The organism is Flavobacterium sp. S87F.05.LMB.W.Kidney.N, from assembly GCF_004366435.1.
Classification (GTDB): Bacteria; Bacteroidota; Bacteroidia; order Flavobacteriales; family Flavobacteriaceae; genus Flavobacterium.
In genome coordinates this window covers 33,586-48,351 of record NZ_SODX01000009.1, presented here as the reverse complement: position 1 = coordinate 48,351, position 14,766 = coordinate 33,586, and the positions used below count along the sequence as shown (strand labels likewise).

Sequence of the window (14,766 nt, the reverse complement as noted above, 5' to 3'; positions counted from 1 at the left end):
AATGAAATATTTTATACTTTTCAAAAAGGCGTCAGGTTTTCTGCTGTCTTTAATATTGTTTTTGAGTTTTTCTGAATGTTTGTTTGCACAGAGCACAAATACTCCGAAACCCGATTTTGTTCCCAAGTCTCCTGAGGCAGCGGCATTTTTAAAATATGGCGAGTATCCTGTAGATTTATCTACTGGAGTTCCTGGAATTTCAATACCATTATATACTATTGATACAAAAGATTTTAAACTACCAATATCTTTAGACTATCATGCTTCTGGAATTAAGGTAAACCAGGAAGCAACATGGGTTGGTCTTGGCTGGAACTTGAATGCTGGTGCACAGGTTATTTTAAGCCCAAGAGATGAGATTGATGAGAATAATCTTTATGTAGATGAGATTCCAGACGCGGATGGTCTTATTAATTACTTTAAACTTCATCCTTATAAACATGAAGCGATAGCTTCCATATCTCCTGAGCTAGATAAATCAAGAGTTAAGGATATATATGTTTTTTCATCTCCAACTGTCAATGGAAGTTTTTATATAAAAAATTTCTCCAGCAATGAAGTTGTAACAATACCTCCAAATGCTTTTAAAGTTGATTTGATTGGTAATGATAGAGCAAATTTAAAGTTTAAAATTACGGATTCACAAGGAAACATTTACACGCTTAACACAACAGAATCTTCTGTTAGATCAATGACTCACAGTGATCGCTATATTAGTGCTTGGTATGTGGATGAAATTAAAACCCCATCTAATAACAAAATAACTTTTGTTTATCAGAACGATGGAGTTCTAACAGACAAGAGTTTTTCGCAAAGAGTTGAAATTACAAAGAAAACAACTTATGGTTCTACTTGTACAAGTCCTGTTACTACAAATACCGTAGGCGCAGTAATTGACGAGAACAGTAATACAGAAACAACGCTAAAAAAAATAAAAGAAATTTATTTTAACGATGGAAAGTCCAGAATTTTGTTTACAAAAAATATTGGCAGACAAGACTTGTTTAATGGAGCTACAAATGGTTATTTAAGTAAAATCGAAATTCAACAAATTGCATTTGATGGCTTTGAAAGTATTAAGGGATATACATTTGAATATTCTTATTTCAATACAGGAAGCACTTACAATGATAAAAGATTAAGATTAGATCGTCTAACAAATTTATTTGGAGAAAATGAGGAAGAATTTATCTATTCAACAATTTCTTTGCCTAACAAAACATCAAAAGGGCAGGATTATTTTGGTTACAATAATGGTATGACTAATAATATTGATTTGATTCCAAAACACTATCTAAGTGCTCCTTATCCTACTGAAGTTGGTAAAGCAGATCGTTCCGTTAGTACATCGGTAATTCAGGCAGGAATTTTAAAAGAAATACACTATAGAACAAAAGGTTGGACTAGATTTAATTATGAAAATAATCAATTTTATGGAGTTGACATTTTTAATAAATACGTTCCAGTAATAGTAAATAGCAATCTAATTCAAGGTACAGGAGGTACAGTACCGGTAAAAGAAGGACCAGGACCTGATGATGGCAACATTTGTTTGAATACAAATCCTGAAGATTGTGTTAATTATGTATCCATCCCTTATGTAGCCAATAACGCTACAGGAACCCTGACATTTAAATTAAATAAGCCTGTAGGAGATAATCCTACTTTACTTAAATATCACTATGCAAAGGTGAGAATATTTTCTGGATCAAGTATGGTCTATAATTCAGGAAGTCTGGTTGGACAAGAATATAATGTTTCGATTTCTTTACCTCAGTCTGGTACAATTGAAGTTGAAGTGTATGGAAAGTATTACAGTGTTCAGAATCTACAGCTTAAATATGTTAATAATGACGCAACACTTAAAAATGTTTTAGGTGCAGGCTTAAGAATTAAGAATATTGAAAATTATGATGATAACAACTCACTATTGTTAAAAAAAGAATATGATTATTCAGATATAAATGATGCAAGCCGTACAAGTGGGAAACTGATTAATGAAATGACCACTACTTTTTCAACAAAGACTTTTACTAACTATAATTATTACACATGTGATGTTGAAGGAGCAATTTGCATGCCAGGATTAAATTCTCAAGGTACTTATAGTATTTCTTCAAATTCAAGGTTTGGTATAGAAGGAAATTCTGTTGTTTATAAATATGTAAAAGAAAAGCAGGTTGATATTAAAAATCAAACCAATAATGGTTTTACACAATATGAGTTTACTACAGGAGGAGATGAAATTCCGCTCGGTAGTCCTGCAGTACAAATTTCTACAACATGGAAAAGAGGAAAAGCTCTTTCAAAAAAGATATACAAAACAATTGGAGCCAATAACTATATAGTCGAAGAAGAAAAAAACACATATTTTGAAGATAATTCTAACACTTCTTTTTATGTTGGTTTTAAGATGTTTCGTAATTCAACAACAAATATTCGAGAAAATTCTTCTGATCCTTTTACTCCAACATGTCCCTATTTTCTTGACGGTGGTATTGAAGTTTTGCAAAGTATTGAACCCGTTAGTTTTAGGGTGCCTTTATTATGGTATTATCAAAAAACAACGCAGAAATCAAGTTATTTTTATAATTCGTCAAATAGTTTGATAGGGACGGTTGTGACCACAACAAATTTTAATTATAATCCTTCGCATCTTCAGCTGTCGTCTCAAACAACTACCAATTCTAAGGGCGAGGTTTTAGAATCAAAGTATTTTTATGCGGGAGATCCAGAAATGACTTCCAAACCATTTATAAATGAGTTAAAGAATGCTTACATGATTGGCATTCCTTTAAACACGCAGACATTTAAAGGTGGAAATAAAGTGTCAGAGCAATTAACTAATTATGATAAAAGCGTTTCTACAAATAATTTATTACTTCCTAAAGCTGTATATGCGAATAAGGGAGCAGCAGGAATAGATATTTCTACTGATAAAAAAATAACCTATGATTTATATGATGATAAAGGAAATATTTTGCAGTATACTCCTGAGAGTGGAATTCCGGTTTCAATTGTATGGGGATACAATAAGACACAGCCAATCGCTAAAATTGATAATGTAGCTTATTCTTCTATTTCCCCAGAAATAATCACAAATTTGCAGACTCTTTCCAATAGTGACAATGATAATTGTATATCTGGTAATTGTTCAGAACAGTTGTTGAGAAATGCATTAAACTCGTTTAGAGATTCTCTTCCATCCGCATTTGTCTCAACATATACCTACAATCCCCTTGTAGGAGTAACAAGTGTAACAGATCCAAAGGGATTATCTTCTTATTATGAATATGATAAAGACGGCAGGTTAAGATTTGTAAAGGATAAAGACTTAAATATACTTCAGAAATACTGCTACAATTATAAAGGCCAGACAATTGACTGTGGAGATAATTCATCAGGTAGTGTTGTAATTTATAAAAGCGCAGCACAGAACGGTTCATTTACAAAAAATAACTGCTCTTCTGGTGGTACTGGTTCAAGTGTAATATATAATCAGGCTGAAGGGGTAGCAATTTCTACAATTTCACAAGCTGATGCAAACACATTAGGACTGGCTAAATTCAATACAGATGGACAGGCTTACGCCAACTCTAATGGATATTGTACTTATTACAGCACTGCCCAAAGCGGCTCATTTATTAAAAATAATTGTTCTGCGGGAGGAACTGGATCAAGTGTGTCTTATAGCCAAGCCGCTGGAATTTTAACTTCGACAATTTCTCAGGCAGATGCAGATGCGTTAGGTGTGGCAAAGTTCAATGCTGATGGTCAAGCTTATGCCAATGCAAATGGATATTGTAATTTTTACAGTTCTCCCCAAAGTGGAACATTTAACAAAAATGATTGTGCTCTGGGCGGAGCAGGTTCAAGTGTATTTTACAGTCAAGCGGCTGGAGTTGTTACTTCAACAAGCTCTCAGGCAGAAGCAGATGCATTAGGATTGGCTAAATTCAATACGGACGGACAAGTTTATGCTAATGCGAATGGTTATTGTACTTTTTACAGTGCAGTGCAAAATGGTTCTTTTACCAAAAATAATTGTTCGGCTGGGGGAGTAGGGTCATCTGTTGCTTACAGTCAATCAGCAGGAGCTTTAACATCTACGACTTCTCAAGCAGATGCAGATGCTTTAGGATATTCTAAATTTATTACGGATGGTCAAAATTATGCGAATGCCAATGGCTACTGTACCTATTATAGTGCTGCTCAAAGCGGATCATTTACTAAGAATAATTGTGCTTCAGGAGGCATAGGTTCTAGTGTATCTTACAGTCAATCAGCTGGAGTTGTTACTTCGACAAGTTCTCAAGCAGAAGCAGATGCATTAGGATATTCAAAGTTTATTAGTGATGGTCAGATATATGCTAATGCAAACGGATACTGCACATATTACAGCATTGCACGAAGTAATTTTTTTGTTAAGAATAATTGTCCCCCTGGTGGATATGGTGCAATGGTCACTTATAACCAAGCGGCAGGAGCAGTTACATCAACAATATCTCAGGCAGATGCAGATGCTTTAGGACTTGCTAAATTTAATACTGATGGTCAATTTAATGCGAATGTCAATGGGTATTGTACTTTTTACAGTGCTGCACAAAGCGGTTCATTTACCAAAAATAATTGTAGTCCTGGATCAACAGGTTCAAGCGTAGTTTATACTCAAGATAGCGGAGTGTTATCTTCTAATATTTCACAAGCTGACGCTGATGGTATAGGATTAGCAAAGTTTTATGCTGATGGTCAGGCTTATGCTAATGCAAATGGTTATTGTACATATTATAGTGCCGCAATGAGTGGTCAATTTACCAAGAATAACTGTGCTGCCGGAGGATATGGATCAACCGTGACATACTCTCAGCCTGCTGGTTTTATGACATCGACATCCTCACAGGCAGACGCTGATGCATTAGGATTGTATTTCTTTAATGCTAATGGTCAATCGTATGCCAATGCAAATGGATATTGTACTTTTTACAGTTCTCCCCAATATGGATCATTTACTAAAAACAATTGTCCTTCAGGAAGTGCTGGTTCAACTGTCGCTTATGGGCAAAACTGGGGTGTTTTAAGTTCAACAATTTCACAGGCAGATGCAGATGCTTTAGGATATTCTAAATTTATTACAGATGGACAAGCTTATGCCAATGCTAATGGATATTGTACTTATTATAGTGCAGCACAAAGCGGTTCTTTTACCAAAAATAATTGTGCTTCAGGAGGAACGGGCTCAACAGTAGTTTATACTCAAGGAGCTGGGGTCTCTACATCTACAATTTCTCAAGCAGATGCAGATGCATTAGGATATTCTAAATTTCTTAATGAAGGACAAGCTTATGCCAATGCAAACGGGAATTGTACATTCTATAATGCAGCAATTAGCAAAACATTTTTCAGGAATAACTGCCCAGCCAATACAGACCCTGGAACCTATACTTACAATATAGGATATGGTCAATATACAAGTACTATTTCACAAAGTCGAGCAGATCAGCTGGCAGAAGATGCGATGGAAACTTATGGACAAAGGTGGGCAAATGAAGAAGCGACTTGTACTTTCTTTAGTGCTGCAAAATCAGGCACTTTTACCAGAAATAATTGTGGAGCAAATTATACAGGAGGTGCAGTTACTTACTCTTTACCATATGGTGCACGCCTCTCTACTATTTCTCAGGAAGATGCAGATAACAAGGCCCAAGCCGATGTTAATAATAATGGACAGGTTTATGCTAATACAAATGGAACTTGCACAGCTATTCCTCAGCCGGTAACTTTTACTTATGAATATCTTTTTAGCAGCACAGCTAAGTTACTTTATCTTGATGTATATGCTTCTACAGCAAATCATTCTGGTGCAACTTTGTATTTTAACATAACATATGTTCGTTTAGTAGGAACTCAACAATCCACTCAGTCTTCTACTGTAGTGGTCAATCCTCAAATGGCAGATCAAAGTTTTGCAATTTCAGTAAATGCAAAAAGTATTGTAAGTGTTGAACTTGTAAACATTGTTAGAAATTAATAGTAAAAGAAAATTTAATATAAATGAAAAAATATATACTAGTACTAATTTTACTGTTTTTTGCTAAAGTAAATGTAAAAGCTCAGACCTTCAGCGATGATAACTTTATTTATACGATAGCACCCAAAAAAGCAGTCCAGTCGGCAAATTTAAACACGCTGACAAAAGAAGAAATGACTCAGAATCTGACCTATTTTGATGGGCTTGGCCGCCCCATTCAAACTCAGATTATAGGACAGGGCGGACAGGGGCAAGATCTTATTACGCCAATTGAATATGATGGACTTGGCAGACAAATAAAAGAATATCTTCCTTATGCAGCAGCAAATAACGGAACTAACTATTCTAAAATTGATTTTAATACCGCTCTAAGCTCATCAATTTCATTTTACAGCGGAATGTATAACACATCAAACCCATATTCACAAAAAGAATTAGAATCCTCTCCCTTAAACAGAGTTCTAAAGCAGGCAGCTCCAGGAGCTTCGTGGGAAATGGGAAATGGACATGAAATAAAATTAGAGTACCAGAGCAATACTGCAGATGAGGTAAAGTTGTATCAGGCATCAACATCCTGGAGCGCTGGTTCTGGTTTGTACGATATTTCATTTTCAGATGACGGATATTATGCAGAAAACCAGTTGTATAAAAATGTAACTTATGATGAAAATACAACTGCAAGCCCTGCAGAAGGTTCTGGATCTACGGTTGAATTTAAGAATAAAGAAGGCCAGGTTGTTTTAAAAAGAACCTATGATGCAGGCGATAAACACGATACCTATTATGTTTATGATATTTACGGAAACCTGACTTATGTAATTCCTCCAATGGCCGAAGGGACTATTACTGCAGATGTTTTAAACGGTTTATGCTACCAATACAAGTATGATGATAAAAATCGTCTGGTAGAGAAAAAACTGCCTGGAAAACAATGGGAATTTATTGTTTACGATAAATTAGACAGGCCGGTTGCAACAGGACCAGCATTATCTCCTTTTAAAGATGACACGGCTGCAGGCTGGATTATCACTAAATATGATGCTTTCAGCAGACCGGTTTATACAGGCTGGAGTAACCAGACATCAAATGCTGCTACTCGTAAATCTTTGCAGGATGCCCAGAATGCTGCTGCAGTTTTATTTGAAACTAAGCAGACATCTGGAAACATTGACGGAATCGAAGCATACTACAGTAATGTAATAGCACCGACAAATTTTAAACTGCTCACAGTTAATTATTATGATAATTACGAATTTTCTAACGCACAGCCAGTTCCAAGCACGGTCGAGGGACAAGCGGTTTTAGCAAATATTAAAGGTCTGGCTTCGGGCAGCTGGACAAGAGCAGTAACTGCAGCATCTTCTACAGCCGGTGAAACGAGTACGATATTTTATGATGACAAAGCCAGACCTGTAAAAAACTATCTTCAGAATTATTTAGGAGGTTACACTTCAAGTGAGAGTAAAATTGATTTCGCAGGCAAAACGCTGTATTCCATTACAAAACACAAGAGAACTTCTGGAAATACAGAAATAACAGTACGAGAAGAATTTACGTATTCGCCTCAAGATCGTCTGCTGATCCATACACACCAAATAAATGGCGGTGCAGTACAACTGCTTGCAGATAATACCTATGATGCGCTGGGGCAGCTGGAAAGTAAAAAGGTTGGAAACAATACAGGAGACCCGCTACAAAAAGTAGACTTTAAGTATAATATAAGAGGCTGGCTTACCGCAATAAACCAAACCAGCAACTTACAGCAGGATACTGATCCAGTTGACTTATTTGCTTTTAAAATTAATTACGACACTGTTCAGACTAGCGCAGCAGGTGTAAACGCGTTGTATAATGGTAATATTTCTGAAACATTCTGGAAAACAGCTTCGGATGTATCAGAAAGGGCTTACGGGTATAAATATGATAACCTAAACCGCCTTAAAAATGCAGTTTACGAGAAAAACGGTGTAACTACAAGTGCTTACGATGAAAATCTGACTTACGATAAAAATGGTAATATTAAAACATTGAGCCGTAAAGGAGATTATGATCCTCAGGTAGGAAATATTGACATTGATGATTTAGTCTATACATATACTGCAAACACTAACCAGCTTACCAAAGTAGAGGATAGTTCTAACAACGTGAGCGGATTTAATGATGCAAATAAAGCAGACGATGATTACAGCTATGATGATAATGGTAATATGATTACCGACAAAAACAAAAACATTACAGTCATAAGCTACAATCATTTAAATTTACCAAAGAAAATAACATTTGGAACAACTGGAAGTATTGAGTATTTTTACACTGCAGCAGGGCAGAAAATTGAGAAAATTGTTACCGAAGGTGCCGTAACCACTACAACCAATTATTTAGGAGGCTACCAGTACAAAGACAATGTTTTAGAGTTTTTCCCGACAGCAGAAGGTTATGTGAAGAATACAGACGGTGCACTTTCGTATGTTTTTCAATACAAAGATCATTTAGGAAACGTTCGCTTGAGTTATGCTAAGAACCCCACAACACAAGTTCTTGAAATTATTGAAGAAAATAATTATTATCCTTTTGGATTAAAGCATAAAGGATATAATGATTATTTAGCTGGTGTAAATAAGTATAAATACAATGGCAAGGAACTGCAAGACGAGCTGGGGCTTAACATGTACGACTATGGTGCACGTAATTATGACCCCGCAATTGGACGTTGGATGAACATTGACCCATTAGCAGAAATATCAAGAAGATTTTCTCCATATACTTATGCACTTGATAATCCAGTATTTTTTATAGACCCAGATGGTAGAAAAGCCGAAGCTGGACAATCTGGAAATTATTATGATTGGGATGAAGGAATTTATAAAAATAAAGATACGGGAGAACAAGTTGATGCTAATGTGGCTATTGCAAGCCATACCAATGGTATTGACCCGCCCAAAAAAGGAAGTTCTTGGGGAGCTAAATTTAGAAGTATGGCGGACTCAGCTAGTAAATGGGTTGATAATGCTTTTGGTAACGATGCTAGACAGATGACAGATAATGCTAGTCAATGGGCAACGGATTATAGTGAAGCTCATTCGAGTATAGGTGCAGGCGATATTTGGGCTAAGCAGATGGAACCTATCAAAGAGCTTTACGAATTAGGTTTCGGTGCTACAGGTGTAGGAATTTCAAATACCAGAAGTTTTGCAAAGTTTGCACCAGAGGGTTACACTGTTGCAGCAGAAAAGTTTGATTTTTTCCTTGGGAAAGTTACTTCGTCTCCTGATAATACGAGAAGGTCTTTACAGAATTTAAGTGATTTAACAAAAATGGGCAAAGCTTCTAGAGTTGCGTTAATAAGATTGTTTAATAGAGCATTTTCATCAGGAACTGAAATAAGTACGAAGATTACTCCGTATGGAACAACAATAACAAAACAGGTACAAGTTGGTGAGCATGCATTAAATGTAGGCTTTTTCTATAAAGCAGGTAATATGGATGCTACTCCAGCTGTATCAACTATTATTCCTAAATTAAAACATTAAATATGAATATTAAATTTGAAAGAATAAAAAGAGCTGAATTTAAAAATAAGCAAAATTCTATTGTTTTATTTGAGAAAACATCAGACGACAATTTCGGAGAAATTCAATGGAATGGATGTGTTTTTCAATTTGGTTGGAGAGGAGATTTTATTTTACCTGTTGTAAAAGAGATTGATTTGATGAGATTTGGTTTAGGAGTTGACTTTAATTTTGTTATTGTAGATATTGTAAAAAAAGAAATCATATATAAAATAGAATTAGATGACTACTTTATTAATTTTATTGTTAAAGGTAATGTGATTTATATTGCTTCTGAATTAAAAGTAATTCAACTAGAGATAGATAATTTTGAAATTTTAAATGAGTTTTATTTACCTGAAATATTTGATGATTTTGTTATAACTAATGATTCAATTATAGCTTCATGTATAGACAATCAAACCATCAACTTGAGTAACTTTTAAAATACAACTCCTTTACTTTAAGCGTTTCGCTTTTGGACTCAATTAAAGTAAATAGCCACTCCGTAATTGAGTGGCTTTTGCTTTTATAGCACTTTAAACTGTACCAAACTGTTAAAATAGAACTCAGATTAGCCTGTTTTTGCTAGGAAACCTTAATAAAATGATAAGTAACGATTCAAGACGCCCGCCCGCCCGACATGAGCTATTTTAACATCAAAATCCAAGTTTTGCAAACAATTAGCTAATGGTGTAAAAAATATTACAAACAAAAGCGTTGAAAATACGAAAAATGGGTTTACAAAAAATACAGTTGATGCAATTAAAAAAAATACAAACGAATGAATAAGAAAAAAACACTTTTATTGTTGATTTTTTTAGTACTAATTTTTTTAAATAAAAATGTACTAATTTATAGACCATTATTAAATTTTGTTACTACTAAAACAATAACAGGAAAAATTATTGATAAGAAGAATTTTTTAAGAAGAGGTTATTTAACAAATGCATCTAATTTTTATTATGAATTTAATATTAATGGTAAGGAATATAGTAACCCTAGCTATGATAATAATTATAAGATTGGTGATTTTGTCCTAATTGAGTATAGTGAGTCATTTCCTTTTATAAATAGAATAAAGGAAGTTAAATAGTAAATTGTAATTCGTAATGTATAAGATGTTTTTTGTGATTAACTTTTTCATTTAACATCTACAGAAAATCAGATATTTATATTATTATGCGTAAAAACTAAAACAGCCTTCGGGCTGTTTTTTTATTTTATAATGCCTTAAAATGAAAAATGAAGTCAAACCCAACTAGGTGTTACAGATGTGTTGGTAGCAAAACTATACATTTATACTTAAAATTATATTCTTAAAAAATTGCATAATGCTATTGGGATATGTTAAAAAAATATGTTCATAAACTGTTGATAAATAATACATTGCGAATTGTGTTAAAATATTATTTCCAGTCATTAATTATTATAAATTTATAATTGAATGACAGCTAATTACTGTGAAAATTTTTTAAATATGGGAAAAGCTATACAATTACAGGTACGTAAGGAACTGAACGGAAATCAACAGTTCAATATTATTAAATTAAAAGGCAGTTTGATCTCTAAGGGATATACTGAAATTATACATATCAGCGATCAAGATGACGAATTTCATATTAATTCATTTGAGACAAAAATTGAAGCACGAAGAGAAGTACAAGAATTCATTCAGGATTTTATTATGAAAGAAGATCTAGCCAATACAATTAGTGTATTAAGTAAAGGGTAGATGCTATCAAAGTCATAATAAAAAAGCTGTACAAATGTCTCTGACTTTGCGCAGCTTTTTTGTATAAATTTCATAAATTTTAAATAAAGTAACTTTAATCCTGCTTAAAACTCTTTAGCGAACCATCCTCATTAAATTGTATTGAATATCTTTCACGGCTGCCGCTAATAGTAGTTGGATACCATTGAATTTGATTTTTATAGATTGCAATATATACATTTTCTGCAGGTACAGCTCCTTGGATAGTTTCGGCTTTTTTGTTGTAAAGGGCAAACATTTTAGCTGCATTTACAAAACTGATTTTATTCAGGGAAATTAAACGATCTTGAATATCATCTTTAACAGATAGCTGAATTGGTCTAGGCTCCGACCATTTATTATCCCTGTATTCGTAACCATCAACATATTTCGGATTTTCAGGATGCTGAAGCATAACATTTATAATTCCGTTATCATAAAAATATAGAATTGAATAAACGAAAATTTCTTTTCCATTATATTGTGGCAGTTTTCGAAGTTCTTCTTCTGCTTTTATTAGTGTATTAATATCTGAAAGAAGCGCTCGTTTTTCGGTTGAAGAATTTACTTTCGCAGGATTATTGATAATTGTTTGATCCTCTTGTTTTTTGTTTTCTTTATTTACTAATGTGTCATTGGGTTTAAATGTTTCATCAATACTTTTAGATATTTGGTTACAGCTTATAAATGATAAACCGCAAACCATTCCTATAATTAGTTTTCTCATATTTATACAATATTGTTTAAATCGCTTGCAAAAGCAATTTGTGTTGGATTTTCGGGTAAATAAAAAATCTCAATCTCTTTTTGTTTGGTCATATCAAGTTCTAGAAGTCCAATAACTTTCTTTAAACTGCTTTTATGAATATGCTGTTTGTTGTCTTTATATTCGAGCTCAAAACGCATCATTGGTTGTTCATTAATATATGTTCCCGTCTGACTGACATTAATCAATCTCGCCGCAGTTTTTATTCCTTTAAATTTAATCAGAACAGAATCATCGTTTAGACCGGTTAGTTTGCTCAAGATAAATCGTAAAAGAAAACGATAGAATAAAATTACAATTGGGCAAATAATTAACGGATGCCCAAAACTCATAAAGCGCCAGCCCATACCTTGACTTTCAGTTTTATAAGCATAAATATAATAACCAGCTACAGCAATTATAACAATTATCCAGCTCAATAGTCTTAATACCAAACCCAAATAATTGAATCCTGCATTTGTCGTTGCAATAATAAAATGGGGTAGCTGTTTAGAATTTCTATTGAGCAGTAAGTTTAGTTTCTTGCCAGTTTCAAAACGATGTTCTTGAGGTTTACTATCCGTAATAATTGTTTTATGGGTAATTTCGGTATCAGAAAGATTTTTAAACAATAACTCAAGTTCGTAAGTATTTAATTTAGATGCTGGTTTTGAAATTTTTACAGCATTTATAATTTTTGCTTCTCTTTTTACACCAGTCTCTTTTATTGCTTCTAAATTTCTTTTTGTGATAAAAACCTGCAATATCCATTTTTGGAAATATCCAATTAAAATAATCAGCCATATTACTATTGATAAAAATACTATGCAGAGCGCCAGCCACGGATTTTTATCATTTAATGCATTAATATCAAATTCGTCATTGATATTATAATACATCAGCATCGGAAAAGGAATTGCAAAAAAGAACATGTAGATTGCCCAAAATGTAATAGCAAGATATTTTTTCATTCCTTGTGGTATTTAAAGTTATGAATTTAATTATGATTTGTAAACAGCATTAAAATGCTTTTTTACAATTGGGTACTAATCAAATTTACATAAAATATTAAATTTCTTACGTACGATTTAACAAATTTTAGATATTGACTTTTTGAAATATAGCTTTTTCTAACAACAAAAAAGTCCCAGTTTTTTTCTGGAACTTTTAATTTTGTAATTGAAAATGCTATAAATCAAGATTTATTTATCCATGAGCTTCAACAGAAACGTCATTCCATTTTTCCCAATTTTCCAATCTTTGTTCATAGCTTTGTTTTACGAATGGAAGTGCCACTTTTCCAAGTAATAATCGTAAAGGAGGATTTTCGTTTTCGACTAGTTTTACGACTGCAGAAGCAGTTGCTTCTACTTTTCCGAATATATTTTCTGATGCTGTCATTGCTTTTTTAATTTCGTCATAAGCAGGTAAACTTTTGCTGGTAATTCCAGTATGCCAAATATTAGATGCGTATCCATTTGGTTCTAATAAGGTTACATGGATTCCGAATTGTTTTACTTCCGAAGCTAAAGTTTCACTTAAACCTTCAATAGCAAATTTTGAAGCGCTGTAAAGTCCCATTGTGGCTGGTAAAGTTGCCAATCCTAAAATAGAAGAAACTTGAATAATATGCCCGCTTTTTTGCTCTCTCATAATAGGTAAAACGGCTTGTGTTAACCACAAAGTTCCAAAAAAGTTAGTTTCAAATTGTTCTCTTGCTTCCTGTTCACTAGCTTCTTCAATCGCGCCGGTAAGCGCGTAACCTGCGTTGTTTATTAAAACGTCAATCGTTCCAAAATGCTGTTTTACTTTTTGTACTACTTGAAGAGATTCCTCTCTGTTATTTACATCTAGTTGTAATGGCAGAATTGCATTCCCGTATTTTTCTTTTAAATCGTTTAAAGTGTCTAAATTTCTAGCAGTTGCTGCTACATTGTATCCTTTAGCTAAAAAAGCTTCTGTCCAAGTTCTTCCAAATCCTTTTGAAGCTCCTGTAATTAAAATTGTTTTTGACATGGTAATTGTTTTTATAATTAATTAATTTTAAATATGACTGATCGGTCATTTTTATGGTAAAAAAAATTATATCGAGTTTTCAGATATAATTTTTTTAAGTGTTTCTTCTATTGTTTTCATATTGTCATTATTGCCAGACATACGGGACATTAAATGACCGCCTTCAAGCATGGCAAAAAGCACAGTGGCAAATTCTGATCCTTTCCATTTCGGATTAAATTCTCCATCAGCGATTCCTTTTTCTATTATAGCAGATAAAAGCTGTTGTCCTCGTTTAATGCCTGTGTTCACTTTTTCTTTTACAATCGGATTAGTATCATCGGCCTCAGTTCCAAAATTTAATAACGGACAGCCGCCGCTAACAGGTGGATTAAGTGGATTGCTGAAAAAATCGATATAAGCAAAAAGCTGTTCTTTGGCACTTTTCCCCTGACTTAATTGCGCCTGAAGTTTAGTGCTTAATATTTTCATATTGTGGTCTACGGCAGCGCAGGCCAAAACATCTTTATTTTCAAAATGAACATACATACTTCCTTTAGACAATTTCGTAGCCTCCATGATATCGCTCATAGAAGTAGCAGCAATTCCTTTTGTATTGAAAATAGGAGCGGCTTTTTCTATAATAAATTGTTTGGTTTCTTCCCCTTTTGTCATGATAGGTTGTATTTGATGATGC

General features: G+C 33.6%; 9 protein-coding genes. 5 read left to right on the top strand and 4 right to left on the bottom strand.

The features are described 5' to 3' along the window. Window position 1: 1 nt before the first annotated feature. From EDB96_RS20860 to EDB96_RS20840, 5 genes are all read left to right on the top strand, one after another. A complete protein-coding gene (locus EDB96_RS20860) occupies window positions 2-6,028 on the top strand; it encodes a DUF5977 domain-containing protein (protein ID WP_134142898.1) in 6,027 nt (2,008 codons plus the stop codon). Window positions 6,029-6,051: 23 nt separating this feature from the next. Beyond that, window positions 6,052-9,558, top strand: coding sequence for a DUF6443 domain-containing protein (locus tag EDB96_RS20855; protein ID WP_134142896.1), 3,507 nt, complete (start codon window positions 6,052-6,054; stop codon window positions 9,556-9,558). Window positions 9,559-9,560: 2 nt separating this feature from the next. After that, window positions 9,561-10,022, top strand: coding sequence for a hypothetical protein (locus tag EDB96_RS20850; RefSeq protein WP_134142895.1), 462 nt, complete (start codon window positions 9,561-9,563; stop codon window positions 10,020-10,022). Window positions 10,023-10,360: 338 nt separating this feature from the next. Beyond that, on the top strand, window positions 10,361-10,672 hold the full coding sequence (locus EDB96_RS20845; protein WP_134142894.1) for a hypothetical protein: 312 nt from the start codon (window positions 10,361-10,363) through the stop codon (window positions 10,670-10,672). A gap of 384 nt (window positions 10,673-11,056) precedes the next feature. Next, complete coding sequence (locus EDB96_RS20840) at window positions 11,057-11,311, top strand: hypothetical protein (RefSeq protein WP_134142913.1); 255 nt, start codon at window positions 11,057-11,059, stop codon at window positions 11,309-11,311. Window positions 11,312-11,405: 94 nt separating this feature from the next. Here EDB96_RS20840 and EDB96_RS20835 read toward each other — a convergent pair whose 3' ends face one another. The 4 genes from EDB96_RS20835 to EDB96_RS20820 form a co-directional block, all read right to left on the bottom strand. Then, complete coding sequence (locus EDB96_RS20835) at window positions 11,406-12,056, bottom strand: hypothetical protein (RefSeq protein ID WP_134142892.1); 651 nt, start codon at window positions 12,054-12,056, stop codon at window positions 11,406-11,408. A 2-nt stretch (window positions 12,057-12,058) separates the two neighbouring features. Further along, entirely contained in the window at window positions 12,059-13,045 is a 987-nt protein-coding gene (locus EDB96_RS20830; protein WP_134142890.1) for a hypothetical protein, read from the bottom strand. 235 nt (window positions 13,046-13,280) lie between these two features. Further along, the gene (locus tag EDB96_RS20825; RefSeq protein ID WP_134142889.1) at window positions 13,281-14,090 is read right to left on the bottom strand and encodes an SDR family NAD(P)-dependent oxidoreductase; all 810 of its coding nucleotides are present in this window, start codon (window positions 14,088-14,090) and stop codon (window positions 13,281-13,283) included. A gap of 66 nt (window positions 14,091-14,156) precedes the next feature. Then, window positions 14,157-14,744, bottom strand: coding sequence for a TetR/AcrR family transcriptional regulator (locus EDB96_RS20820; RefSeq protein ID WP_057115010.1), 588 nt, complete (start codon window positions 14,742-14,744; stop codon window positions 14,157-14,159). Window positions 14,745-14,766: the final 22 nt, after the last annotated feature.